Annotated in this window: 26 protein-coding genes; 6 read left to right on the forward strand and 20 right to left on the reverse strand. The window is 67.6% G+C overall.

The features are described 5' to 3' along the window. Nucleotides 1–2: 2 nt before the first annotated feature. From yajC to ruvC, 6 genes are all read right to left on the reverse strand, one after another. On the reverse strand, nt 3–281 hold the full coding sequence (gene yajC, locus R2733_25190) for a preprotein translocase subunit YajC (protein ID MEZ5379814.1): 279 nt from the start codon (nt 279–281) through the stop codon (nt 3–5). 98 nt (nt 282–379) lie between these two features. Beyond that, the gene (gene tgt / locus R2733_25195) at nt 380–1,468 is read right to left on the reverse strand and encodes a tRNA guanosine(34) transglycosylase Tgt (GenBank protein ID MEZ5379815.1); all 1,089 of its coding nucleotides are present in this window, start codon (nt 1,466–1,468) and stop codon (nt 380–382) included. Then, nucleotides 1,465–2,559 (reverse strand): tRNA preQ1(34) S-adenosylmethionine ribosyltransferase-isomerase QueA, encoded by a 1,095-nt coding sequence (queA, locus tag R2733_25200; protein ID MEZ5379816.1) that lies wholly within the window; start codon nt 2,557–2,559, stop codon nt 1,465–1,467. Before queA ends, tgt begins: the two co-directional genes overlap by 4 nt. Nucleotides 2,560–2,567: 8 nt before the next feature. Continuing rightward, complete coding sequence (gene ruvB, locus R2733_25205) at nt 2,568–3,632, reverse strand: Holliday junction branch migration DNA helicase RuvB (GenBank protein ID MEZ5379817.1); 1,065 nt, start codon at nt 3,630–3,632, stop codon at nt 2,568–2,570. Between the two features lie 2 nt (nt 3,633–3,634). Then, on the reverse strand, nt 3,635–4,282 hold the full coding sequence (gene ruvA / locus R2733_25210; protein ID MEZ5379818.1) for a Holliday junction branch migration protein RuvA: 648 nt from the start codon (nt 4,280–4,282) through the stop codon (nt 3,635–3,637). After that, the gene (ruvC, locus tag R2733_25215; GenBank protein ID MEZ5379819.1) at nt 4,279–4,791 is read right to left on the reverse strand and encodes a crossover junction endodeoxyribonuclease RuvC; all 513 of its coding nucleotides are present in this window, start codon (nt 4,789–4,791) and stop codon (nt 4,279–4,281) included. The genes ruvA and ruvC overlap by 4 nt, the downstream gene beginning before the upstream one ends. Nucleotides 4,792–4,829: 38 nt before the next feature. On the opposite strand from ruvC, the gene R2733_25220 reads away from it, so the two are divergent. From R2733_25220 to R2733_25230, 3 genes are read left to right on the forward strand one after another with little or no spacing between them, the layout of a single operon-like run. Beyond that, complete coding sequence (locus R2733_25220; protein MEZ5379820.1) at nt 4,830–6,041, forward strand: cytochrome P450; 1,212 nt, start codon at nt 4,830–4,832, stop codon at nt 6,039–6,041. 30 nt (nt 6,042–6,071) lie between these two features. Further along, the gene (locus R2733_25225; protein MEZ5379821.1) at nt 6,072–7,118 is read left to right on the forward strand and encodes an ABC transporter ATP-binding protein; all 1,047 of its coding nucleotides are present in this window, start codon (nt 6,072–6,074) and stop codon (nt 7,116–7,118) included. Beyond that, on the forward strand, nt 7,115–7,993 hold the full coding sequence (locus tag R2733_25230; protein ID MEZ5379822.1) for an ABC transporter permease subunit: 879 nt from the start codon (nt 7,115–7,117) through the stop codon (nt 7,991–7,993). Before R2733_25225 ends, R2733_25230 begins: the two co-directional genes overlap by 4 nt. On the opposite strand, the gene R2733_25235 is transcribed toward R2733_25230, so the two are convergent. The 9 genes from R2733_25235 to R2733_25275 all read right to left on the reverse strand — a co-directional run bounded on the left by R2733_25235 (nt 7,961) and on the right by R2733_25275 (nt 16,095). Continuing rightward, on the reverse strand, nt 7,961–8,968 hold the full coding sequence (locus R2733_25235) for a hypothetical protein (GenBank protein ID MEZ5379823.1): 1,008 nt from the start codon (nt 8,966–8,968) through the stop codon (nt 7,961–7,963). The genes R2733_25230 and R2733_25235 overlap by 33 nt on opposite strands. 88 nt (nt 8,969–9,056) lie before the next feature. Continuing rightward, nucleotides 9,057–9,800: a YebC/PmpR family DNA-binding transcriptional regulator gene (locus R2733_25240; protein MEZ5379824.1), complete on the reverse strand. Its 744-nt coding sequence runs from the start codon at nt 9,798–9,800 to the stop codon at nt 9,057–9,059. Between the two features lie 49 nt (nt 9,801–9,849). Beyond that, complete coding sequence (gene pdxT / locus R2733_25245; protein MEZ5379825.1) at nt 9,850–10,428, reverse strand: pyridoxal 5'-phosphate synthase glutaminase subunit PdxT; 579 nt, start codon at nt 10,426–10,428, stop codon at nt 9,850–9,852. Continuing rightward, nucleotides 10,425–11,312 (reverse strand): pyridoxal 5'-phosphate synthase lyase subunit PdxS, encoded by an 888-nt coding sequence (gene pdxS, locus R2733_25250; protein ID MEZ5379826.1) that lies wholly within the window; start codon nt 11,310–11,312, stop codon nt 10,425–10,427. Before pdxS ends, pdxT begins: the two co-directional genes overlap by 4 nt. A gap of 159 nt (nt 11,313–11,471) precedes the next feature. After that, on the reverse strand, nt 11,472–12,536 hold the full coding sequence (locus tag R2733_25255) for a DUF3048 domain-containing protein (protein ID MEZ5379827.1): 1,065 nt from the start codon (nt 12,534–12,536) through the stop codon (nt 11,472–11,474). Continuing rightward, nucleotides 12,536–13,267 (reverse strand): hypothetical protein, encoded by a 732-nt coding sequence (locus R2733_25260; protein MEZ5379828.1) that lies wholly within the window; start codon nt 13,265–13,267, stop codon nt 12,536–12,538. The genes R2733_25255 and R2733_25260 overlap by 1 nt, the downstream gene beginning before the upstream one ends. A 108-nt stretch (nt 13,268–13,375) precedes the next feature. Then, on the reverse strand, nt 13,376–14,446 hold the full coding sequence (locus R2733_25265; GenBank protein ID MEZ5379829.1) for a glycosyltransferase family 4 protein: 1,071 nt from the start codon (nt 14,444–14,446) through the stop codon (nt 13,376–13,378). 5 nt (nt 14,447–14,451) lie between these two features. After that, entirely contained in the window at nt 14,452–15,342 is an 891-nt protein-coding gene (locus tag R2733_25270) for a phosphatidylinositol mannoside acyltransferase (GenBank protein ID MEZ5379830.1), read from the reverse strand. A gap of 60 nt (nt 15,343–15,402) precedes the next feature. Continuing rightward, entirely contained in the window at nt 15,403–16,095 is a 693-nt protein-coding gene (locus R2733_25275) for a CDP-alcohol phosphatidyltransferase family protein (protein MEZ5379831.1), read from the reverse strand. 58 nt (nt 16,096–16,153) lie between these two features. Here R2733_25275 and R2733_25280 point away from each other — a divergent pair, with 58 nt between their 5' ends. Continuing rightward, on the forward strand, nt 16,154–16,657 hold the full coding sequence (locus R2733_25280) for a hypothetical protein (GenBank protein ID MEZ5379832.1): 504 nt from the start codon (nt 16,154–16,156) through the stop codon (nt 16,655–16,657). Nucleotides 16,658–16,676: 19 nt separating this feature from the next. On the opposite strand, the gene R2733_25285 is transcribed toward R2733_25280, so the two are convergent. From R2733_25285 to R2733_25300, 4 genes are all read right to left on the reverse strand, one after another. Next, entirely contained in the window at nt 16,677–17,204 is a 528-nt protein-coding gene (locus R2733_25285; protein MEZ5379833.1) for a hypothetical protein, read from the reverse strand. After that, a complete protein-coding gene (locus R2733_25290) occupies nt 17,201–17,749 on the reverse strand; it encodes an HIT domain-containing protein (protein MEZ5379834.1) in 549 nt (182 codons plus the stop codon). The genes R2733_25285 and R2733_25290 overlap by 4 nt, the downstream gene beginning before the upstream one ends. Before the next feature lie 3 nt (nt 17,750–17,752). Further along, entirely contained in the window at nt 17,753–19,717 is a 1,965-nt protein-coding gene (thrS, locus tag R2733_25295; protein ID MEZ5379835.1) for a threonine--tRNA ligase, read from the reverse strand. Between the two features lie 171 nt (nt 19,718–19,888). Continuing rightward, nucleotides 19,889–21,004, reverse strand: a complete 1,116-nt coding sequence (locus tag R2733_25300; GenBank protein ID MEZ5379836.1) for a cysteine--tRNA ligase — start codon at nt 21,002–21,004, stop codon at nt 19,889–19,891. Nucleotides 21,005–21,106: 102 nt separating this feature from the next. On the opposite strand from R2733_25300, the gene fabI reads away from it, so the two are divergent. Further along, complete coding sequence (gene fabI, locus R2733_25305) at nt 21,107–21,877, forward strand: enoyl-ACP reductase FabI (GenBank protein ID MEZ5379837.1); 771 nt, start codon at nt 21,107–21,109, stop codon at nt 21,875–21,877. 10 nt (nt 21,878–21,887) lie between these two features. Here fabI and R2733_25310 read toward each other — a convergent pair whose 3' ends face one another. Then, nucleotides 21,888–23,291 (reverse strand): phosphotransferase family protein, encoded by a 1,404-nt coding sequence (locus R2733_25310; protein ID MEZ5379838.1) that lies wholly within the window; start codon nt 23,289–23,291, stop codon nt 21,888–21,890. A gap of 56 nt (nt 23,292–23,347) precedes the next feature. Between R2733_25310 and R2733_25315 the strand changes: the two genes are divergently transcribed. Beyond that, on the forward strand, nt 23,348–24,766 hold the full coding sequence (locus tag R2733_25315; GenBank protein ID MEZ5379839.1) for a methyl-accepting chemotaxis protein: 1,419 nt from the start codon (nt 23,348–23,350) through the stop codon (nt 24,764–24,766). Nucleotides 24,767–24,784 lie beyond the last annotated feature (18 nt).

A 24,784-nucleotide genomic window follows, 5' to 3' on the forward strand; every position in this document is an offset into this window, starting at 1 on the left:
GTTCAGCTTTCTGCTTTGTCTGCAGCGTCGGTGACCAATCGGCTGGCGATGGCCGACCGTGACACCTTCAGCTCGACGTTTGGCGCGACTTCGAGCCACACCACGTTGTTCTCGAGCTCGGAGATGAAGCCGTGGATGCCGCTCTCGAGGACGACCTCGTCGCCGACGCTGAGCGCGGCGAGCAGCTCGCGGGTGGCCTTCTGGCGCCGCTGCTGCGGGAGCAGCACGAGAACATAGAAGATGGCGATGATGCCGGCATAGATGGCAAGGGTGGCGTACAAGGCAAGACCTCCAGCCGAGGAACGCTAGCGGCTACGACCTCGGGACCGGTGCCACTGACCTAGATGTGCCAGTCTCAGATGTGTCAGCCTCGGATACATCAGCTCCAGGTGGCCCAGATCTCGGCCCGCAACGCCTCGAAGGTACCGGTGGCGATGGCCGCACGCATTCGGTCGGTGAGGTGGGCGAGGTAGGCGAGGTTGTGGAGCGAGATGATCCGGCCCGCGGTCGGCTCGTTGGTGACCAGGAGGTGTCGGAGGTAGGCCCGGGAGTACCGCCCCGACAAATCGTGTTGGAAGCCGGGGTCGATCGGGCCGTCGTCGCGGGCGAACTTGAGGTTCTTCAGGTTGAGTCGACCTTGCGTGGTCAGTGCCGTCCCGTGCCGGGCCAGCCTGGTGGGTAGCACGCAGTCGAACATGTCGATGCCATGCGCGACGGCCTCGACGAGGCCGATCGGGTCGCCGATGCCCATGAAGTAGCGGGGCTGATCGGCGGGAAGGTGCGCCATGGCGGCGGCGAGCGCCGGCAGCATCTCGTCACGGGACTCTCCGACCGACAACCCGCCAACGGCGTAGCCGTCGAAGCCGATCTCGACGGTCCGTTTCGCGGAGTCCTCCCGCAGCTCGACGTCGGTGCCTCCCTGCACGATGCCGAACTGTGACTGGTCGGCCCTGGTGTGGGCCGCCTTGGACCGTTCCGCCCACCGCAGGGTGCGTTCGAGGGCGTCGACCTGGACCTGGCGAGGCGACGGCAGCGGCGGCACGACGTCGAGGACCATGGCGATGTCGGCCCCCAGCTGTTCCTGCACCTTGACCGAACGCTCGGGCGAGAGTTCGACGTAGCTCCCGTCGTAAACCGAGCGGAACCGAGCGTGATCCTCGGTCACCTTCGGTTCGAGACTGAACACCTGATAGCCGCCCGAGTCGGTCAGCATGTGACCCGACCAGTCCATGAACCGGTGCAGGCCGCCGAGCTCCTCGATCAGATCGCCACCGGGGCGTTCCATGAGGTGATACGTGTTGCCGAGGACGATCGGCGGGCCGAGTCGGTCGAGGTCGCCGGTATCGAGCGTCTTCACCGCACCACGGGTGCCGACCGGCATGAAGACCGGCGTGGCGATCTCGCCCCGATGGTTGCTCATCCGCCCGGCACGGGCGTGGCCGTCGGTGTGGTCGATGACGATCTTCATGCGTCTGGCTCCTGGGTTGACTCCCGCTCGCTCGGCTGCCGCTCGATCGACTCGTGCTCGATCGACTCGCGCTCGATCGACTCGCGCTCGATCAACATGGCGTCACCAAAGCTCAGCATGCGGTAGCCCTCGGCGATCGCGGTGTCGTACAGCGCCCGCCACCGATCACCCATGAAGGCATCGACCAGCACGAGCAGCGACGAGCGAGGAACGTGGAAGTTGGTCATCAGAACGTCGACGACCTGCCACGGGTAGCCACGGCTGATGAACAGGCTGGTGTCACCGGACAGTGCTCCGGTTGCGGCCACCGACTCGAGCGTGCGAACGACGGTGGTGCCGACCGCAACGACGCGTCGGGCACCACGAATGCGCTCCCACGTGTCGGGTTCGACCCGGTACTGCTCGGTGTGCATCGTGTGGTCGGCGACCTCGTCGGTGCTGATCGGGCGGAAGGTGCCGAGACCGACTCGCAGTTCTACCCGGGCGATGTCGACGCCACGATCGGCGAGCCGCCTCAGCACCTCGTCGGTCAGGTGGAGCCCCGCCGTCGGAGCTGCCACCGACCCGGGTTCGCGGGCGAAAACCGTCTGGTAGCGGTCGGGGTCGTCGAGCGGTTCGGTGATGTACGGCGGCAGCGGCATCTCGCCGACCCGGGTCATGAGGTCGTCGTCGTGCACGGTGACGACGCGCCGGCCGTCGTCGAGGACGTCATCGACCACGACCACTGGGGCCTCGTCGGTCGCACCCGGCACGAACAGCTCGGTGCCCGCCTTGACTCGCCGCCCCGGCCGGACGAGGGCTCGCCACTGGCGGTGATGGCCCGTCGGTTCGAGCAGCAGGACCTCGACCGCCCCCTGCGTCGCCTTCACCAGGTGGAGCCGGGCCGGGAGCACCTTGGTGTCGTTGACCACGACCAGGTCGCCCGGCTGCAGGAGGTCGGGCAGGTCACGGACGATGTGATGATCGGCGGGCGTCGCCGGCCCCCGGTCGACGAGGAGGCGCGCTGCGTCGCGGGGTTCGGCCGGATGCTGGGCGATCGCGGTTGCGGGGAGTTCGTAGTCGAACCACGCAGTCTTCAAGGGGGCGCGCACTTCCCCAGTCAATCGTCGCCGAGCAGTTCTTGCTGCCCGAGGCCTCCCGGGCGGTCGAGGTCGGCGGGTGGGGTGCGGCCGATGTGACGCCATGCCGCGGCGGTGGCAACTCGCCCGCGTGGGGTGCGAACAAGCAGGCCCTGCTGGATCAGGAACGGTTCGATCACGTCTTCGACCGTTTCGGTGGGCTCAGCGATGCTGATGGCCAGGGTCGACAGGCCGACGGGTCCACCGCCAAAGTGGCCGCAGAGGTTTTCGAGCAGTTGTCGGTCGACCTTGTCGAGGCCGAGTTCGTCGATGCCGAACAGGGCGAGGCCGTCGGATGCGCTCTCGGCGTCGACTCGCCCGTGGCTGCGGACCTCGGCATAGTCCTGGACTCGATGCAGCAGCCGGATGGCGATGCGGGGCGTTCCCCGGCTGCGTCGAGCGATCTCGTGCGCACCTGGTTGATCGATCTGGACGTCTCGCAGAGCCGCCGCTCGCATGACGATGGCCTCGAGGTCGCTCGGTGAGTAGAACTCGAGCCGGAACGAGAACCCGAAGCGGTCACGCAGCGGACCGGTGATGAGGCCGGTGCGGGTGGTGGCCCCGACCATGGTGAAGGCCTCGAGCTCGAAACGGATGCTGCGGGCCGCCGGGCCCTTGCCGAGGAGGACGTCGATCTGGCGGTCCTCCATCGCCGGATACAGCACCTCTTCGACGGCCCGGGGCAACCGATGGATCTCGTCGATGAAGAGCACGTCGCCGGGTTCGAGCTTGGTGAGGATCGACGCGAGGTCGCCGGCGCGTTCGATGGCGGGACCGGAGGTGATGTGGAGGTGCGAGCCGAGTTCGTTGGCGACGATGCCGGCCAGCGTGGTCTTGCCCAGGCCCGGTGGTCCGCCGAACAGCAGGTGGTCGGCCGCCGCACCCCGGAGGCGGGCGGCTTCGAGGATCACACTGAGGCGTTCCTTCAGCTCGGCCTGGCCGACGAACTCCTCCAGCATGCGGGGTCGGAGGCTCGACTCGTCGAGCACGCCGCCGGGCCGCTCCGGCTCTCGGGGCTCGGGCGCGATCCATTCGTCTCTCGGCATGATCAGGCTCCTGCCAACGCCCGCAGCGCCAGCTTGAGCAGGACGCCCGAGTCGTCACCAGCGGCATCGATCTGTTCCGCCGTGAGCGACTTCGTGGCCTGGGCTACCTCGTCGGCGCCGTAGCCGAGGCTGGCGAGCGCTTCGCGGACATCGGCGAGCGCACCGCCACCTGCGCCGGCCGCAGCTGCGACTGCTGGTGCACCGCCACCGTCGAGCACCGGCAGCACCAAACTCGATTTGAGATCGACGAGGAGCCGCTGGGCGGTCTTCTTGCCCACGCCCGGCACGGTGCACAGGGCGTCGATGTCGTCGTCGTTCAGCACCTGGGCCAGCGCACCGGGATCGAAGGTGGCGATGATCGCCAAGGCCAACGCCGGGCCGACCTTGTGGGCGGCGAGCAGGCTCTCGAAGGCGAGCCGCTCGTCTTTGGTGACGAACCCGAAGAGGCGCTGGTCGGCCTCCCAGAAATGGTGATGGATGTGCAGCACGACCGACTGGCCGGGCTCGAACGCCGCCGCGGTGGCCGGCGTGACCGTGACCCGGTAGCCCAACCCGCCGGTGTCGCCGGAGGTGTCGACGATGACCTCGGCACCCGACCCGGCAAGGTGATGCTCTCGTTCGACGATGCGTCCGCGGAGGAGTCCGATCACGTGGTTGCCCTTCGCTCGTTGAGGGGGTGGAGTCCGGTGGGGTCGTGCGCGAGGTGGCACAGTGCGAGTGCCGCCGCGTCGGCGGCGTCGGCTGGCTGCGGAGCAGCGGGCAGACCGAGGAGGGTCTTCACCATGGTGGCGACCATCGCCTTGTCGGCGCGGCCGTCGCCGGTGACCGCGGCCTTGATCTGGTTCGGCGAATACTCGACCACGGGGACACCACGGATCGCACCCTCGCTCATCGCAAGCCCGGCTGCCTGGGCGACCCCGACGGCACTGTGCAGGTTGTTCTGGAAGAACAACCGCTCGACGGCCAGCACGCCCGGACGGAACTCCTCGAACAGCAGGGCGAACTCGCGGCGGAGTTCGGCAAGTCGCAGCGGTGTGGTGAGATCACGATCGGTCGTGATCACGCCAAGCGAGATGGCACGACCGCCGCCGCGACGGCCGGGTTCGATCACCGCATACCCACAACGGGTCAGACCGGGGTCGATTCCGAGCACGAACATTTGTACGACCGTAGCCGACCTGCACTAGCTTCACGCTCATGCCAGTCACGCACATCGATCTCCACGACCATCGCAGCTTCGCCGGCGGGCAGCCCCACGAGGCGTTCGACTGGCTGCGAACCAACGATCCGGTCCACCGGCACGCCGAACCGGCCGACGAAGGCCCCGGCTTCTGGGCCCTCACCCGCTACGACGACGTGAAAGAGGTCGGCCGCGACGCCGAGCGCTTCTCGTCGTCGCCCACCATCATGATGGCCGACTCGGCCAACGACGCATCCGACGGCGAGCACATCATGATGCTCATGGCCGATCCACCGGTGCACACTCGCATGCGCCGACTCCTCAGCCGGGAGTTCACACCGAAGTCCGCCCAGCTCCTGGCACCGCGGGTGGCCGAACTCGCCACCCAGATCGTCGACGCCGTCGTCGCCAAGGGCACCGGCGAGTTCGATCTCGTCACCGAGCTGGCCGGCGAGATGCCGAGCTTCGTCATCGCCGAGATCCTCGGGATCCCCCTCGAGGATGGCCGCTCGCTGTACCACCTCACCGAGGCCTTGCACTCCTCGCGAGAAGCGATCGGGATCGAGGCCCAGCAGGCGGCGTTCGCCCAGATGTTCGCCTACTCCCAGCAGGTCTTCGCCGACCGGATCGCCAACCCCACCGACGACCTGTCGTCCGTGCTCGCCTCGGCCGAGCTGCACGGCCGCCCCACCGACGAGCTCGACTTCTTCCTGTGGTTCCTGCTCCTGGTCGACGCCGGGGGCGACACCACACGCAACCTCGTCGGCGCGGGAATGCATGCACTGTTCGAACATCCCGACCAGCTGGCGCTGCTGCGTTCCGATCCCGAGCGGCTGATGCCGAGCGCCATCGAGGAGCTGCTGCGTTTCGTGAGCCCGGTCATCCACATGCGCCGGACCGCCACCGTCGACACCCAGATTCGCGGCGTCGACATCGCCGAAGGCGACAAGGTGATCATGTTCTACGGCGCCGCGAATCGAGATCCCGAGGTCTTCGATCGACCGCACGAACTCGACATCACCCGCTCGCCCAACCCGCACGTTGCATTCGGTGGTGGAGGACCCCACTTCTGCCTCGGCGCTCACCTGGCCCGCATCGAAATCGCGGCGCTGTTGCACGAGGTCATCAACCGACTCCCCGACCTCGCACCCAGTGGCGAGCCCTCCTGGATGGCGTCCAACTTCATCTACGGTCCCACCAGCCTCCCGGTGACGTTCTCCACCATTTGAGAATTCCGCGATCCTGCCGATAGCACCTGGGTGACCCATCACCCAGCCCAACCCGCTGCCGACCGACCCGAACTGATCGCCAACGTGGCCGGCGTCAGCCGCTGGTTCGGCGAGGTGCAGGCCCTCACGAACCTCACGATCGAGGTGCCGAAGGGCGCCATCACCGTGCTGCTCGGCCCGAACGGCGCAGGCAAGACCACGGCGATTCGCATGATCACCGGTGCGCTGGCGCCGCAGGAAGGCACCGTCGAAGTCTTCGGCCTCGACCCGGCTCGATCCCGGGGCGAAGAGGTCCGCCGACGCTGCGGCGTCGTCTCGGCCAAGCCCTCGCTCTACGACCGGCTCGACGGCTGGGACAACCTTCGCTACGCCGCCGAGCTGTACGGACTAGGCCGGGGTTCGAACGCCGACCGCCGTATCGCGGAGGCCGCCCACCAGTTCGGCATCGACGCTGCCCTCGATCACCAGGTTGGCGGCTATTCGACCGGGATGAAGACCCGGCTCGCGCTGGCCCGATCGGTCCTGCACGACCCCGACCTCCTACTGCTCGACGAGCCAACGTCGGGACTCGACCCCGAGTCGGCGATGGCGGTGCTCGAGCTCATCCGCACGATGACCGGCGAGGGCCGCACCGTGCTGATGTGCACCCACCTGTTGCTCGAGGCCGAGGGGCTCGCCGATCAGGTCGTGGTGATGCAGCACGGCACGAGCCTGCTGTGGGGCGCCCCCGATCAACTTGCCCGCCAGTTCTGGCCGAAGCAGGTCGTGCGGATCGGCGCAACCGACGGCGCCGATCTCGACGTGCTCGCCCGAATGAACGGCGTCAGCAACTACGAACGCTCGGCGTCGGTCGCCTCGCTCGAGGTCGACCACCTTGACCGGGTGCCCCAACTCGTCGCCGACCTCGTCCGCCGTGGCGTGGCGATCACCAACGTCAGCCCCTTCACCCCCACGCTCGAAGACCTGTACTTCGCGGTGCGCCGCCAGAGCGGCTCGACCGTCGACGAGATTCCACCACCCGGCGGCTCGACGGGGCGACCCGTCCGCCGGTCCGCTGCTTCGGAGATGGCACGATGACCACGATCGACCCCACCACGGCGCCGCTCGGCACGTCCGACCGAGAGCGCTTCGATCGCAGCCGGATGCTCACCGTGGCCCGAACCGACCTCAAGCAGCTGATCCAGGCGCGGGACTTCTGGTTCCCGATGATCCTGCTCGGCAGCTTCTTCTTCGTCCTGATTCCGGCCTTCCTGCTGCTCTCGATCACCCAGATCGGATCGGTCGAGACCGTGGCCAAGGTGTCGGAATCGCTCGACATGCTTCCCCCAGCGGCGCAAGCCCAGATCGTCGGCGATTCGCCGGAGGGCCGCACCGGCTACGCGCTTGCGGTGTACCTGTTCGCACCGATCGCGGTGATCGTGCCCCTCACGATCTCGACGGCGGTCGGCGCCTCGACGATCGTCGGCGAGCGCGAACGCGGCACCGGCGAGTTCCTCGCCCACTCCCCCGCCAGTGCCAAGGAGATCTACATCGGCAAGCTGATCGCCAGCCTGATCCCCGGCTACGTCACGACCGCCGTGGGCTTCGGCCTGTATTCGCTGATCGTGAACCTCACCGTCGGACCCGAGGTCGGCGGATGGTTCTTCCCGACCTTCCAATGGTGGGTGATGATCCTCTGGGTGCTGCCACCGTTCCTGGCGATCTGTCTGTCGCTGGTCCTGCGGCTGTCGGCCAAGGTGAAGTCGACGGCGGCAGCCCAGCAGGCGTCGGGCCTGGTCAGCTTGCCGCTGATCATGATCGCCTACAGCCAGTCCACCGGCATCTTGCTCGGTGCCGGCAACATGCCCTACTTCGTCGGCGGGATCGCCTGGGTGGTTGCCCTCTTTAGCCTGCACCGAGGCGTGCGCTCGGTGACCCGATCACGCCTCCTCGGGGTGGCCGGCGGCATCTAGTTTCGAGGCGCTGCCCGCGGTCGTCACGCCGAGGGCGACCAACACTGCGCCGAGGAGCACGACGCCGAGCCCCATGCCGGTGAACGAGAGGGATCCCGGTCCCGAGGTCGGTGCCGCCGGCGACATGCGGTCGGGAAGCTCCGGGCCGGCGGGGATCGGATCACCGACCCCGAACGGATCGCCAAGATCGGTGCCCGCCGTGGTGGTGGGCCCGACGGTCGAGCCACCTTCGGGCACGAGCGTCGGCTCGGTCGTGCTGCTCGGTGCAGCGGTGGTCGACGGCACGGTGGTCGACGGCACGGTGGTCGACGGCACGGTGGTCGCTAGCAGGGTCGTCAAGGGCACGGTCGTCAGTGGCACCGTCGTGGGGGTCGCCGTCGACGGTGGGAGCGACGTCGAGGCGGGGATCGTTGGCGCCACCGTGGTCGACGTCACAGGGGTGGTCGGCACGAGGCTCGTGGTCGTGCTCGGAGCCGTCGTCGTCGGCAGTGTGGTGGGCACCTGCGTGGTCGGCGCCGACGAGGGCGTGAGGCAGAAGGTCGAGACCCACACCGAGTTCGGCCCCGGCGTGGATGCCCGGTGGTACGCCGTCAGCGACGAGAACGGTGCCGGTGCAACGAACGTGCCGTAGGTGATGTCGTTGACCGAGACGACACCGTCGACGAGATCGTGCGACACGATCCCGGCGACCTCGACGATCTCGGTCTGCTGGCCGGACGGGTCGGTCTCGGCCCGCTCGGGATACGAGTCGGCGGTGACGAGCATCGCGTCATACACACCGGCCGGCAGGGTGACGCCGAACGACAGCGTGTCCGACGACGGGGTCGTGCCACTGATGAAGCGGATACTTCGCCCGGTACACACCTGACCCGACGTCGCCCCGGCCGAGCCAGGAGCAACCAACGAGGTCGTCAGGGCCGCCAGTCCGGCGACACCGAGCAACCGACCAACCGGGTGCGAGCGCATGGTGAGCATGCGCGGAGTTTCGGCACCGACCCCGCCACTAGTGCCAACGGCGCGTCAAGAACGGTGGGCCTACCGGCTCATTTCGACCGAACAGTGGTCAGAGTTCCGCCAGAATTTCGTCAGGGATGTCGGCGTTGGAGAAGACGTCCTGCACGTCGTCATGATCGTCGAGCGCATCGACGAGCTTGAGCATGGCGTTCGCACCGGCGACATCGCTGATGGGCACGGTGTTGGTGGGCACCATCGAGTTGTCCTCCTCGAGCACCTCGATGCCCGCGTCGTCGAACGCGGCACGCAGCGGGTGGAGGTTGCTGGGCTCGCAGATCACTTCCCAGTGCTCGTCGAGGTCCTGCACGTCTTCGGCCCCGGCGTCGAGGCCGACCAACATGACGTCTTCCTCGGACGCGGACTTGGCCACCTTGATGGTGCCCTTGCGCTCGAACTGCCAGGCAACGGCGCCCGGTTCCGCCAGCGATCCACCGTTCTTCGACAGCAGCGAGCGGAGCTCGGACCCGGTGCGATTGCGGTTGTCGGAAAGGACTTCGATCAGCAGGGCCACACCGCCGGGGGCATAGCCCTCGTAGGTGATCGACTCGTAGTTGACGCCTTCGAGTTCACCGGTGCCCCGCTTGACGGCCCGGTCGATGGTGTCGATCGGCACCGAAGCGTTGCGGGCCTTCTGGTACATCGTTCGCAACGTGGCGTTGGTGTCGAGATCGCCGCCTCCCTGACGAGCGGCCACCTCGACCTGCTTGATCAGCTTGGCGAAGAGCTTGCCCCGCTTGGCATCGGCAGCACCCTTCTTGTGCTTGATCGTTGCCCATTTGGAGTGGCCTGACATTGCTCACCTCGGCTGGAGAAAGTGTGGGAGAACAGGGTGGGAGTGGAGTCTAGATGGAGTCGACGAAGAGCCGGTGCAAGCGGTCGTCGTCGGTGAGTTCCGGGTGGAACGAGCTGGCGAGGATCGCACCTTCGCGCACCAGCACCGGCGTGTCGCGGGCGACGGCGAGCACCTCGACGTCGGGTCCGACTCGAGTGACCACCGGAGCTCGGATGAACACGGCGGTGAACGGACCGCCGTCGACACCGGTGACGTCGAGGTCGGCCTCGAAGGAGTCGATCTGGCGGCCGTACCCGTTGCGGCGAACGGTGAGGTCGATGGCGCCGAACGACGCCTGACCGGCGATGCCGTCGAGCACCTCGACCGCCAGCAGGATCATCCCGGCACAGGTACCGAAGGCCGGCATCCCGCTCGCCAGACGATCGGCGAGCGGTGTGAGCAAGCCCTGGGTGACGAGCAGCTTCGACATGGTCGATGACTCCCCGCCGGGAAGGACGAGCGCGTCGACCGTGTCGAGCTGGGCCGGCGTACGGACCTCGGTGGCCTCGACGCCGACCCGGCGCAACGTTTCGATGTGCCGGGCGAAGGCGCCTTGCAGCGCCAACACACCGACGACTGGTGAACTCACCAGCCGCGTTCGGCGAACTTGAGCGTGTCGTCCATGCCGATGCCGGTCATCGGCGCACCGAGGCCCCGGCTGACCTTCGCCAACACGTCGGCGTCGCGGAAGTTGGTGGTGGCCTCGACGATGGCCCGGGCACGAGGCGCCGGATCGTCGGACTTGAAGATGCCCGAGCCGACGAACACGGCCTCGGCCCCGAGCTGCATGGCCAGGGCGGCGTCGGCCGGCGTGGCGATGCCACCGGCACAGAACAGCGGAACCTGGAGCTTGCCCGTCTCGGCGATCTCCTGCACCAGCGGCAGCGGAGCCTGCAGGCGCTTGGCCCACTCGAACAGCTCGGCTTCGTCGGCCTGGGTGATCTTGCGGATGTCGCCGGTGATGCTGCGGAGGTGGCGAACGGCCTCAACGATGTTGCCGGTGCCGGCCTCGCCCTTCGAGCGGATCATGCAGGCGCCCTCGGAGATACGACGCAGGGCCTCGCCGAGGTTGGTGGCGCCACACACGAACGGCACGGTGAAGGCGAATTTGTCGATGTGGTGGGTCTCGTCGGCCGGGGTGAGGACCTCGGACTCGTCGATGTAGTCGACACCGAGGGCCTGGAGGATCTGGGCCTCGACGAAGTGACCGATACGAGCCTTGGCCATGACCGGGATGGTGCAGACCTCTTGGATCCCCTGGATCATCTCCGGGTCGCTCATCCGTGACACGCCGCCGTCGCGACGGATGTCGGCCGGCACACGCTCGAGTGCCATGACGGCGGTGGCGCCGGCATCCTCGGCGATCTTGGCCTGCTCGGGATTGACGACGTCCATGATGACGCCACCCTTGAGCATCTCGGCCAGGCCACGGTTGACTCGGACGTTTGCGTTGGTGGAAGAAGACTCGCTCATGGCGTCGAGTCTACGAGTGGCCCCCAATGTGGCGTCTCGCCCGCAGGCCACTTTGTCCCCCGCACCTCACGCACCCCAACCCACCCAAAAAGTGACGCAACTTTGGAGAGTTGACACCGCTCAGCGGCATGAACTCTCCAAAGTTGCGTGGGGTGGAGGCTACGGGAGGGTGACGTTGCCCTCTTCGGGGAACAGGACCCAGGTCTGGCCGGGGGTCAGGAGGATGGGATCGCCGTTGTTGTCGACCAACTCGGGCTGCGACGTTGCACTGTCGCGGGACCAGGTGCCTTCGATCAGGTGGCCGTCGGTGAGCACGATCACCGGTCCGGTGCCGACCGATTCGAGTTCGGCGGAGCCGGCGTCGGCCGGGCTGATCGAGTAGTCCACGATCATGATCACCACGTTGGCCGGGGCCAGCTGGTCGCCGAGCACCGTGGTGTGCGGGCGCCCATCCTGGGTGCGCAGCCAACCGCCCCGACTGGCGTCCCAGGTGTGTGTGACCGTCGGGGTGCCCCGATAGTCGATCGTGACCGGACCGCTGATCTCGACCGCATCGGCCGACAGCTCGTCGCCCGGACCGCGGAACTCGAACCAGGGCGCCGGCGGCTCGGCATCGTCGGGAGCGAACGCAAAGAGGTCGGGCGTGTTGACGTAGAGGTTGTGCGGCGCCCGACGCGAGCTGTCGCGGAAGTACACCGACCGGCTCATGGCCGTGACCTCGACGATGGGCAACGAGCGCAGACGTTGTGCGACGTAATCGTTGCCACCCGACGAGGCGTAGAGCGGGGTGTTGAACCCGCTCACCAGGTCGAAGTCGGACGTGCGGCTCGAGCGAACCGGGCCGACCGGTGACGGCTGATTGGTGTGGAACACTGCCGCAAAGCGGGTGACGCCCTCGGTCAGCATCTCGAACACCAAGTCGGCCTGGTCGAGGCCGGTCTGGGGCCGAGCCTCGGGGAAGTTGTCGATCTTCACGATCAACGCCGGACCGGTCAGCTCCTCGTCGACCGGCAGGCCGGTGAGCGGTGCAAACGGACCCGACGGTGCGGCGTCCATGGTCGTGGTGGTGGCCGCCTCGGTGGTCGTGGTGGTCTCGGCGGGCGGTGCCGTGGTCGTGGTCGTCACCTCGTCGGCGGCGTCGCTCGAACCGCCACTGCAGGCCGCAGCGGTCAGGGCGAACACGACCGCGGCCGCGAGAGAGGAACGGAAGGGCGTGCGGGGCATCAGATCTCCTCGAGGACGTCGATGCGAAGGTCGAGCGGGTGGGATGGGACCAATGCGGTCGGATGCGGCACGAGCCACAGGTGAGCGTTGCTCGGCGTTGCACAGGAGGGCTGGAGCGACCCTGACCGAAGGGTGGCGAATGCCGATGCCAACGCCGGTGGGTAGCGAGTAACCCCGACGGCGGCTTGATCGGCGAGCAAGTCACGGTCCTCGTCGAACAGCGCCGTCGAGCGACCGACGACGAACGACGAGAACGGCTTGAGCACACCGCTCGAGCACCGGTCGACCAGCGACGCGACCTCGGTCCCGAGCTCGGCGTCGCCGTCCTTGGCTCGCACCAACAGCTCGGCGACGACACCCTCGAGTTGCATCCGGTCGAGCGCTTCGACCAGGCCCTGGGTGATGACGAGCGTGACCCCGCTCGGATCGGCGACGGTCATCGCATTGCGGGCTGCGTCGTCGAGCACGATCACCTCGGGTTCGACGACACCCGTGGACAGGCTGAGGCCCTCGACCAGGTTGACCAGGCGGGCATGCGCCATCTCGTTCGGCGGCCGACCGTTGATCGCCGACAATACGTTGGCGGCGGGCTGCTTGGTCGTGGGGAACACGAGCACCGCAGCGACCACGATGGCGACGACGATCCCGATGAACCACGGCCAACCCAGGAGGAGCAACAGCACGACCAGCGGAATCGCAAGCGCCAGCGCCACGACGCCGGTGATCGTCAACAGAATGGAACGCAGGTGCGGATTGGAAGTCAGCGGGATGCCTCCAGAGCGGAACCGGGCCAGGCTATCGGAGCCGACTCCGACGGGTGTGCGAACCGTCGAGCATCGCTACCCGAGAAGGCGTTCGTAACGCTCGAGATAGGCGTCGACGAGGCGATCCATCGAGAACTCCTGGGCCCGTTCCCGGCCACGTTCGATCTGGTGGACCACCTCGGGCGAGCGTTCCAGCGCCCGTTCGATCGCCCGCGCCAGCGCATCGGCATCGCCGACGGCGAAGAGACCGGCGTCGGTGCCGTTGCGACTGGTGAGCCGATACGCGTCGATGTCGCTCGCGACCACGGGTGTTCCGGCCGCCATTCCCTCGAGAAGGACCACCCCGAAGCTCTCGCCCCCGAGCGACGGGACACAGAAAACGTCGGCCGCTGCGATGGCTGCCAGCTTGTCGACCTCCGACATGGGACCCATCCACATCAGCCGGGGATTGTCGGCGTTGGCCTCTCGCAGCGCCGCCGTTTCGGGTCCCGTCCCACCGATCCACACGGTGACGTTCTCGGGCAACTGTCGCGACGCTTCCAGCAGGACCGCCAGACCCTTCCGGGGTTCGTGGCGAGCGAGGAAGAAGACGGTGGGGCCGCCGGTCGGCGCCGGCGCAGCGTTGGCGAAGCGGGCCACGTCGATGCCGTTGAACAGCACCTCGTAGTCGCTCCCGAGATGCCGGCTGGCCATTCGGGCGGCCTCGTCGCTGACGGCGACGCGAACGTCGAGTCGGGTCACGAGGCGCCGCAGAAGTGGGCGCAGGTAGCGATAGACGGAGATCTCACCACTGGCGTGGAAGGTGCCGACCAGCGGCACCGGCTTCACGACAAGCGCCGTGAGCGTGGGTCCAGGCGCCAGTGGTTCGTGCAGGTGGAGCAGGTCGAAGCGTTCGTCCCAGATCGCCCCGAGCGCCCGGAGCTGGGCCGCGGGATCGGGAGCGACCGGCGCGTACGACCCGTTCTGGGCGTAGGGCATCGAGTTGCCGAGCGGAGTGATCCAGGGTTCGGGCGGCAGACCATCGCATGGGGCAAGCACCTGGACGTCGATGCCGCGCGCTCGCATCGACCGGGCAAGCCCCAGAACCTGCGCCTGGACACCGCCCCACACGCCCATGCTGTAGGGGCAGATCATGCCGACACGCACGCCGTTCAGCCCTGATCAAAGAGTGGCTCGAGCACGTGCCACTGGTCGGGTGCGCGGTCGATCAGCCGCTCGAGTTCGGTGGCGATGCGCTGGGTCACTCTCGCCAGCTCGGGCTTGAGTCGCGCCGACGGGTCGACGTCGATGCGATCGCCGATCACGCAGTGGTGCCCGAGCCGCTGGTCCTGTTCGTCGGACACGGCGAAGTAGACGGCACAGGGGTGCAGCGGCGCGCCGGTTCGCCGGGCCAGCATCGCCGGGCCGGCTGGCAGGGTGGTCGAGCGGCCGAAGAAGTCGACCTCGATCCCGCCGCCCGCCAGATCTCGATCGCTGAGCAGACAGACGACGTGACGCTGGCGGACGGCCTCGGTCAACGCCGCAAACGCCGAACCGTCGGCCGGGATGACCTGGACGCCGTACGACGATCGCAGCTCGGTGAACCACTCGAAGAGATCGTCGGGCTGGAGCCGTTCGACCACGGCACTCACCGGGATCTCCGCCACCCGTCCGAGATAGGCAGCCGCCCACTCCCACCCGCCGAGATGGGGAAGGGCCAGGATCGGGCCCTGCCCGTTGGCCCGAGCGGAACGGATGTGTTCGTAGCCAGTGACTCGCAACCCTCGTTCGAGCGTGGCCGCAGGGAGGTCGGGCATACGAAGGGTCTCGGCCCAGTACCTGGCGTACGACGCCATCGCGGCTCTCACCAGCTCGTCGATCGCTGGCTCGTCGAGCTCGGGGCGGACGACCGCGAGGTTGGCGGCAAGCGCACGAGCCTTCGGCGAACGTCGAGCGCCCACACCGAAACCGATCACTTCCGCGACCGAGATCAGCGACCGGAGGGGCAGCCGCCGGCTGACCGAGGCGCCGAATCGATAGAGCCGCAGCTCCCTACTCGACACGCAACCCGCTTCGTTCGCCGCACTTCGTTCGACGCACGTCGCCGGCGCTCCCGCGATCGATCAGGGCTGGCGGCGGCTGCGAACCGGCGAGCGACGGCTCCGCCGGGCGGCGCGAGCCTGGCGACGGCGGGCCGCCGATGGCGACCGGGCCGGCATGGGTCGACCGACGCTGGCCTGCTTCCACACCTTCACGAAGCGGAAGGCAGCGGTGGCCGCCGTCAGGGCGAGCATCAGCCAGAGCACCGGAACGAAGAATTCGTTGAACAACAGCCCGAGGCCGAGCACGACGAACCGCTCGGCCCGCTCCATGAGACCACCGCGAGCGTCGAAGCCCAGCGATTCCGCCTTGGCCCGCTGATACGACACCAATGAAGCCGCGATGTAGAGGCCGAAGGGCAGCAACGCCATGCGCGGGTCGTAGCCCCCACCGCCGCCCGCCAGGTACCAACCGGCGCCGGCGAACATCAGACCGTCGCTCAGTCGATCCGAGACCGAGTCGAAATACGCGCCCCTCGGGCCGGACGTGCCGCCGGCTTTGGCCACCGCCCCGTCGAGTGCGTCGGGCAGACCGGTGAGCACGAGTAACAGGAACGCCACGCGGAAGTTGCCGGTGCCGATGGCAACGGCGCAACCGGCGGCCATGGCCACACCGAGCGCCGTGATGAGATCGGGTGAGACACCCACTCGGTTCAGCGTGCTGCCGATGGGCGACACGACCTTCTCGAAGTTGGTGCGGAACGAGCCGTCGAACATCGCAACAGCCTATCGGGTGCTTGCAGATGGCGGGGTGAGCAAGCACTAGAGTCTGGCGATGGCCGACCGCTACGACGCACTCACGCCCACCAACCTCATCGCCACCCTCCGCTCGTTCGAGCGCCGCTACGGCGCCGTGACCGGACCGATGCGCAGCGATCCCGAACTGCTGGCCCGAGCCGATGCTCCCGGTCCCGACGGCGACTCGATGGTCGACCTGTGCAACCGGGCGCTGCGTGCGGTCTCGATGCTCGGCGCCGAGGCGGAGCGCATCGCCACCCACGTCGATCCGGTCAGCCCGGCGGCGGCATTCGATCCCGAGACCTGGGCCGACGGCTCCGCCCCGGTGGCCACCATGGCGGAGGCCACCGATGTCATCGCGTCGACCGCCAATCAGCTGGCCGATCGCCTCGACGGGCTCCAGAGCGACGAATGGAATCGGACCACCACGATCACCGGCGGCGGTTCGATGTCGCTGATCGATGTCGTGCGTGCCATCGCACGTGAGGGCGTCGAGACCCTCCGTCGAGCCGAGCGTCAGTTGGAGTGGCTCCAGTCCTGACCCGGCGCACGGCGGCCGATCAGGCGTCGAGTTCGGACCAGTCCTCGGGGTTGTCCTCGACGAACTGCTCGACGATCGAGCCGTCGACCCCGTCGACCAGCACCAGACCCCGCTTGGTGGGAGGGTTGTCGGCCGAGTAGAGCAGGATCCGCCAGGTGGGGCGACTCAGCAGACCGCGCCAGCCGAGCTGGGCCGAGGCGTGACCGATCGGGAACCCGACCTCGCGGCTCGACGCGACCAGAGCGTCTCGCTCGTCGATCTCGAGATTCACGCCGGCGACGATGCTGTAGACACCGACCACGGCCAGGATGATCCCGGCGGCGAGGATTCCCGAGTTCATCAACACGCCCGCACCGTTGACGGCGTAGCCGATCACCAGACAGGCGGCGATGGCGAGATAGATGAAGCCCGGTATCCGGCGCCGATTGTTGTTCGGGAACAGGTAGTCCTCGTGATCGACCAGGCCCGGTTGGAGGTCGGCAGGCAGCTCGTCGACATGATCGTCAGCGATCGAGTCGTCTGCGGTCGAGTCTTCGGGTTCGCTCACGTCGGGAACGGTAACGACTCGGGCCACGCTTCACGTAGTCGTGCCCAGGTGTCGCGCAAGGTCATCGGCAACACTCGGGTCTCGGCGATCGCCGTCATGAAGTTGGTGTCGGCGTTCCAACGAGGCACGACGTGCACGTGCAGGTGGTCGGGCTCGGATCCCCCACCGGCTTCGCCCTCGTTGACCCCGATGTTGAGCCCCTGGGGCCGGAACGCGGTGCGAATCGCCTGTGAAGCCAGACGCACCGTGCGCCACAGTTCGTCGAAGGTCTCGGCATCGAGCTCGTCGATGCTCGCCGCCTTGGCGATCGGCAACACCATGCAGTGGCCCGAGGTGTACGGGAACACGTTGAGCACGCAGAACGTCCGCTCTCCCCGCCACACGATGTAGGTCTGATCGTCGGGCAAGCCGGACTGTTCGATCGACTCGAAGAGCGATCGTCCCGCCACCCGAGCGGGCTCGTTCAGCGGTTGACCGTCGGCGGCATTGCCGGTGCCGAAGGCCGCGAGCTTCCAGCCCGCCCACAGGCGATCGAGGTCACCCATCGATCAGGCGTGACTCTCGATGTCGGCCTGGATACGAGCGATGAAGTCGTCGATCGGGATGTCCCGCTCGACCGCTCCCCCGCGCGGATTGACACCGGCGGTGCCGGCCGCAACGTCGTCGGCCCCGACCACCAACACATACGGCACCTTGTGGGTCTTGCCGTTGCGGATGCGCTTGCCGAGCTGATCACCGACGACGACCTCGGACCGCAGCCCGAGTTCGTTGAACCGCTCGTCGAGCTGGCGGGCGTAGTCGGCGTGATCGTCGGACACGGGCAGCACCTGGATCTGGACCGGTGCCAGCCACACGGGGAACGCGCCGGCGAAGTGCTCGACCAGCACCCCGAAGAAGCGCTCGACGGAACCGAAGAGCGCTCGGTGGAGCATCACCGGCCGATGGGCGGCTCCGTCGTCGCCGATGTACTCGAGCTCGAACCGCTCGGGCAGGTTGAAGTCGTACTGGATGGTGGACAGCTGCCAGGCCCGGCCGATCGCGTCGCGTACCTTGATGTCGATCTTGGGCCCGTAGAACGCACCGCCGCCCTCATCGACCTCGTAGGGAATCTCCTCGGCCACGAGCGCCGCACGCAGATGCTCGATCGCTTCGTTCCACCCCTCGTCGGTACCGACCGACTTCTCGGGCGGGCGAGTCGACAGCATGGCCTCGAACTCCTCGAACCCGAAGGCCCGCAGGACCGACAGCACGAAACCGAGCAGGCTGCGGATCTCACCGTTGGCCTGCTCCTGGGTGCAGTAGATGTGGCTGTCGTCCTGGGTGAACCCACGGATACGGAGCAGACCGTGCAGGGCGCCCGACAGCTCGTAGCGGTAGACCGTGCCGAGTTCGTAGAGGCGGAGCGGAAGCTCGCGGTAGGAACGTTGACGCGAGCGATACACCAGGTTGTGCATCGGGCAGTTCATCGGCTTCGGGTAGTACTTGCCGTTGTCCATCTCCATCGGGGGGTACATGGACTCGGCGTAGAAGTCGAGGTGCCCGGAGATCTCGAACAGCTTCGAGTTGGCGAGGTGCGGGGTGTACGCAAACTCGTAGCCACCGTTCTGATGGCGCTCCCGCGAGTAGTCCTCCATCAGCTTGCGGACGACGGCACCCTTGGGGTGCCACACGGCAAGGCCACCACCCAGTTCGGACGGGAACGACAGCAGATCGAGCTCGTTCGCCAGCTTGCGATGGTCGCGTAGCGCTGCCTGTTCGAGCCGGTCGAGGTGCTCGGCCAGGGCCTGCTTGGAGTCCCACGCCGTGCCGTAGATGCGCTGCAACATCGGGTTCTTCTCGCTGCCTCGCCAGTAGGCGCCGGCAACCGACATGAGCTTGAAGTGGCCGAGATGGCCGGTGTGCGGGACGTGCGGCCCGACACACATGTCGACGAACGCGTCGGTGTTTCGGTAGAAGCTGATGACGTCGCCGCCGGCCTCGGTGGCCAGCTCGTCGTCGAGCGCACCACCGTTGCCCGACACGGCGTCGATGATGCTCTGCTTGTAGGGGTGTTGGGCCATCAGTTCGAGCGCCTCGGCCGGCGACGCCTCGGTCCGCACGAATGGCTGGCGGGCCTTGATGATCTCGCGCATCTTGGCGTCGATGGCCTCGAGGTCGTCGTCGGAGAAGGTGGCCTTCCCCGGCAGTTCGAAGTCGTAGTAGAAGCCGTCGGCGATGGCCGGGCCGATGGCGAAGGTGGCGCCGGGATACAACTCGAGCACAGCCTGGGCCAGGACGTGGGCGGTGGAGTGGCGGATCGTGTGCAGACCCTCAGGCGAACTGGGGGTGACGATCGCGACGCTCTGGCCATCGGCCAGGGCCACATCGAGGTCTTGGGGCGTCCCGTCGACCACGGCGATCAGTGCATCCTTGGCCAGCCGGGCACCGATGCTCGCTGCCAGGTCGGCCGCCGTCGATCCCTCGGGGAGGGCTCGTACGGACTCGTCGGGAAGTTTCACACTGATCTCGGACACGGCCGAAAGTGTACGGGCCGAATCCCGACGGGTGCGGCCATTTGCCGACGGTCGCACCTCCGACAGCAGTGCCCCGGCAATCATCGACCGGTGCTCGCACCAAATGGGACAGAACCGACCGTTTGCGGTCGGTTTCGTCCCCTTTCGCTCGGACGCCCGAGTTCGGGGTCCTCAGTCGATGCGGACGCCGAGCAGCAGTGCGGCGGTGGACACGCCCTCGCCGCGCTCAGCGGCAGCGTCGATGGCAGCGATGGCGGCCGGGGTGTCGAGGTCGTTGTCGAGTGCGGCCCGCACCTCGTCGAGCGCGCCGTCGCCGATCCCGGCGGCCAACCACTTCTCGAGCCGAGCGGCGGCGGTCGGCATGATGTCGTCGTTCCACTCCCACTCGAAGCGGTAGTGGTTCGAGATGACGCCCAGCCGGATTGCCCGGGGGTCGAAGGTCTTGCGGAGCTCGCTGACGAACACGAGGTTGCCCAGCGACTTCGACATCTTCTCGCCGTCCTTGCGAACCATCGCCTGGTGCATCCAGTGCCGCACGAACGGTTCGCCGGTGGCCGCCTCGGACTGGGCAGCTTCACACTCGTGGTGCGGGAAGATCAGGTCGCCACCACCACCGTGGAGATCGATCGTGGTGCCGAGTTCGCGCAACGCCAGCGCCGAGCACTCGATGTGCCAGCCGGGGCGGCCCGGACCCCACAGCGATTCCCACGCCGGCTCGTCGTCGGCCGACGGCTGCCACAGCACGAAGTCGAGCTGGTGCCGCTTGTTGGGATCGTCAGGATTGCCGCCTCGCTCTCGGGCGTATTCGAGCATCGTGGCTTCGTCGTAGCCCGAGATCGAGCCGAACTTGTCCCACTTGGTGACGTCGAAGTACACCGCACCGCCGGCCTCGTAGGCATAGCCGCGGTCGAGCACCTTGCCGATGAACCCGCGGATGTCGGAGATCGCGGAGGTGGCACGGGGCTCGCTGTAGCAGGGGATCATCTCGAGCGCTTCCATGTCGGAGTGGAAGCGTGCGACCTCGGCCGCCGCAAGGTCGAGGTAGTGCACCCCGAGTTCGCGGGCCTTGTCGAGGATCGAGTCGTCGACGTCGGTGATGTTGCGCACGGTCCGGGTCTCGTGGCCGAGATCGCGCAGGCGGCGCTGGAGCACGTCGTAGCCGAGGTACACCGCCGCATGACCGAGGTGGGTGGCGTCGTAGGGCGTGATGCCACACGTGTAGATGTTGACGATGGGTCCCGGCTCGAAGGGAACGACCGATCGGCGTGCGGTGTCATAGAGGCGCATGGTCACGGGTCGGAGGCTACCGGCGCCACGGCGTCGGACCGAATCGGAACTCGGGTCACCAGATCGGCGTAACGGGCGCCTGTATCTGCTAGTCAAAGGGGCGTGGGAATCCTCGACGACAAGAAGCTACTCATCACCGGCGTCCTGACCGACGACTCGCTCGCCTTCGGCATCGCGCAGCTCGCCCAGCGAGAGGGAGCCGAGATCGTGTTGACCGGCTTCGGCCGCGGGCTCCGCCTGACCGAGCGCACGGCCCGAAAGCTCGACACCGAGCTTGAGGTTCTCGAGCTCGACATCGCCGATCTCGATCACGTCGCCAAGGTGCAGGCGCACCTCCAGGAGAAGTGGGGACGGGTCGACGGCGCGCTGCACGCCATCGGGTTCGCTCCCGCCGATTGCCTGGGCGACGACTTCTGGGCCCCGGGGTGGGACGACGTCGCCACCGCCGTGCAGGTCTCGGCCTACTCGCTGCGAACGCTGGCCGACCTGGTGCGCCCGTTGATGCAAGGCCACGGCGGCTCGCTCGTCGGGCTCACCTTCGATGCCACCGTCGCCTGGCCCGCCTACAACTGGATGGGCGTGGCGAAGGCCGGCCTCGAATCACTCAATCGTTACCTCGCCCGCGAACTCGGGCCCGAGGGGATTCGCTCCAACCTGATCGCGGCCGGCCCGATGCGCACCATCGCGGCGAAGTCGATCCCCGGTTTCGCCAAGTTCGAAGACGAGTGGGTCAAGCGGGCCCCACTCGGGTGGGACGTCAGCAACTCCGAAGGCGTCGCTCGGTCGACCGTGGCGCTGCTGTCGGACTGGTTCCCGCAGACGACCGGCCAGATCATCCACGTCGACGGCGGCTACTCGGTCATCGGCGCCTGAACTTTGACGGTCAGGTCGCCAACCAGCGGGGGTTGACCACGGCGAGGCGCTCGGCGGTGCTGAGCGCCAGCTGACCTGCGACCTCACCGAGACGGTCGTCGAACGCTCCGCGGCGGATCCCATCGGCCAACTCGGCATCGTCGGCAGCCCCAAGTGCCGCCAGACGATCACGGTGACGCCGACGCTGGGCATCGCCGGCGATCGCTTCACGCTCGAGCATCGACGCCACGTTGGCGGCAACACGGACGTGGAAGGCGAGACCGCCGCTGAGCGCCGGCTGCACGTTGTTGGTGAGGAACGTTGCCAGCGCGCCGGCGAGCTCGTCGGGTTGTGGCTGACCGGTTCCCGGTGCGCGTGTGGCGCCGAGGCCGAGGTCGTCGATCTGTGTCTGATCGACGGACTGACCGAGGCGCTCGACCATGGCCCACGCCACGTCGTATTCCTGTTCGGCGATGCGGTTCCCGATGGCCAGGAGTTCGAGCGATTCGACGACGCCGGTGCGGTGCGCATTGGCCTGCAGGCTGCACATGATCCCCCACTTGAGCGTTCCGAGCAGTTGCCACCACGCAAAGGCATCACGATCGACCGGCGTGCCGGTGGCCGCCTCGTGGGCGGCGAACAGGTCTTCGTAGTCGCCGATTCCACCGACGGGACCTGCGCCGCCGAACCGCCATGCCCTGGTGCACAGCCATCCGAGGTCTTCAAGTGGGTCACCGAGGTGAGCAAGTTCCCAGTCGAGCACGGCCGCCAGCCCGTCCGGGCCGACCATCAGGTTCCCGAGCCGGAAGTCGCCATGCACGAGCACCACTCCCGTTGGCGCCGGCCGGTGCTGCTCGAGCCAGCGGAACGCGAGTTCGAAGGTCGGCGAGACCAACGACAACTCGTCGACGGCCTCTCGCCACTTCGCGAGTTCGTCGATGTGCTCGAGATGGGCGAGGTCGGGGCGAGCGAGCTGGTCGGTCGGGATCGAGTGGAGTCGGCCGAGGGCGGCGCCGGTGTCGGCGGCGAACCGAGCTCGAGCCTCTGCGTACTCGTCGTCGCGCTGGATCCGGCGGGCGATCGATTCGCCGTCCACGGCTCGACCGATGAACCAGCTCGGTCCGATGCCACAGTCGGGATGGCTCTCGTTCGTGGCGACGATTTCGGGAACCGGCATCTGCGCCTCGGCCGCGACTCGCACGACCGACGCCTCGGCGGCCATCCCGCGCTCGTGACGCAGCTCCACGCTGCGCTCTCGCTGGAGAATGAACCATTCGTCGTTTCCGTCGACCGTGACCCGGAAGCGGTACGTTTCGCGGCTCGCGCCGCCGGTCAGCCGCTCGAGGTCGCCGACCTCCACGTCGGCGTCGTCTCGACCGAACACGAGGGTCAGGGCGTCGGTGATGGTCGTGATCTCGGTAGGAGTCTCAGGCACAGGTCGAACGTAGTTGGCTCGCTACTGCCCGACCAAGACCGGTCGATACTGCGGCCATGCGTCTTCGCCGTCCCACCGCCGAGATCGACTCGTCCCTCGACACCGAACAGGCCACCCCCGTCGGGTGGACGACGACCGACGACACCATGACCACCAGCCCCAGCGCGCTCACCGAGGCCATCGATGCGCTCGCTGCCGGCCGCTACGACGACATCGACGTCGGCGACGACCACGTCGGCCGCGAGCTGCGACGACTGGCCAGTGCACTTCAGGCCGCAGCCACCGACGAGATGGACCGGATGGTCGGGTTCTCCATCGGCGTCGTCGATCAGGTGATCATGTCGGCGGAGATGTTCACCGGCGTCCGCGAGATCGACAGCCACGTCCAGTCGATCGCATCGGCCGCCGAGGAGCTGCTCGTGACCGCCGAGGGCATCAACTACGGCGCCACCAAGGCGGCCGAGGCGGCCGCGTCGACGCGCGAAGCCGCCGGGCTCGGTGCCGAGGCTGCTCGGTCGACGACGGAGCATCTCCACTCGCTCATCAGCGCCGTGACCGAAGCGGCCGAGCGGGCAGATCGCCTGGCCGAGACGTCAGACGAGATCGAACTGGTGGTGGCCGAGATCCGTGAGATGGCCGACCAGACCAACCTGCTGGCCCTGAACGCCAGCATCGAGGCCGCTCGGGCCGGCGAGTCGGGCAAGGGCTTTGCCGTCGTCGCGTCCGAGGTGAAGGCGCTGGCGGTCCGCTCGGCAGAATCGACGACGGCCGCCAGGTCGCAGATCTCGAAGCTCCAGCAGGAAATGGTGTCGATCACCGATCTGATGGAGCGCTGCCGCTCCCTCGCCGGCTCGGCCGACGAGGTCGTCGCCCACAACGGTGAGGCGATGTCTCGCATCATCTCCTATGCCGGCGACTCGGCGAGCGAAATGGACGAGATTCGCCACGCCCTCGTCGAGCAGAAGACGGCGTCGGCCGAGGTGGTCCAGTCGGTTCACACGATCGCCGAGATGTCGAAGCTCGACCTCGCACGCATCGACCGCCTCATCAGCGACGCCGAGAGCATCGAGCAGAAGGCCGTGGCCGCCCTGGGCGAGATGTTCACCAAACACATCCCCGACAAAGTGGTGCGCATCGCCAAGGTCGACCACATGGTGTGGCGCCGCAAGCTTGCGGCGATGGTGGTTGGGCGAGAGTCCCTCAACCCGAACGAGCTGGCCGACCACCACAGCTGCCGTCTCGGCAAGTGGTATGACGGAGCCGTCGCCGACTACGCCGGGTCGGCATCGTTCGCCGAGCTCGCCCATCCACACCAGCGAGTCCACGAGCACGGCATCGCCGCAGCGCGACGCTATGCGTCACGTGATCTCCACGGTGCCATCGAATCGATCCGAGAGGTCACCGAGGCATCGGTCGATGTCATTCGCCTCCTCGACGACCTCATCGAGAAGCCATCACTGCCGCCGGGTCGCTAGCCGCCGGAGGGCCGAGCG

This window comes from Acidimicrobiales bacterium (genome assembly GCA_041394265.1).
Lineage (GTDB): Bacteria > Actinomycetota > Acidimicrobiia > Acidimicrobiales > SZUA-35 > JBBQUN01.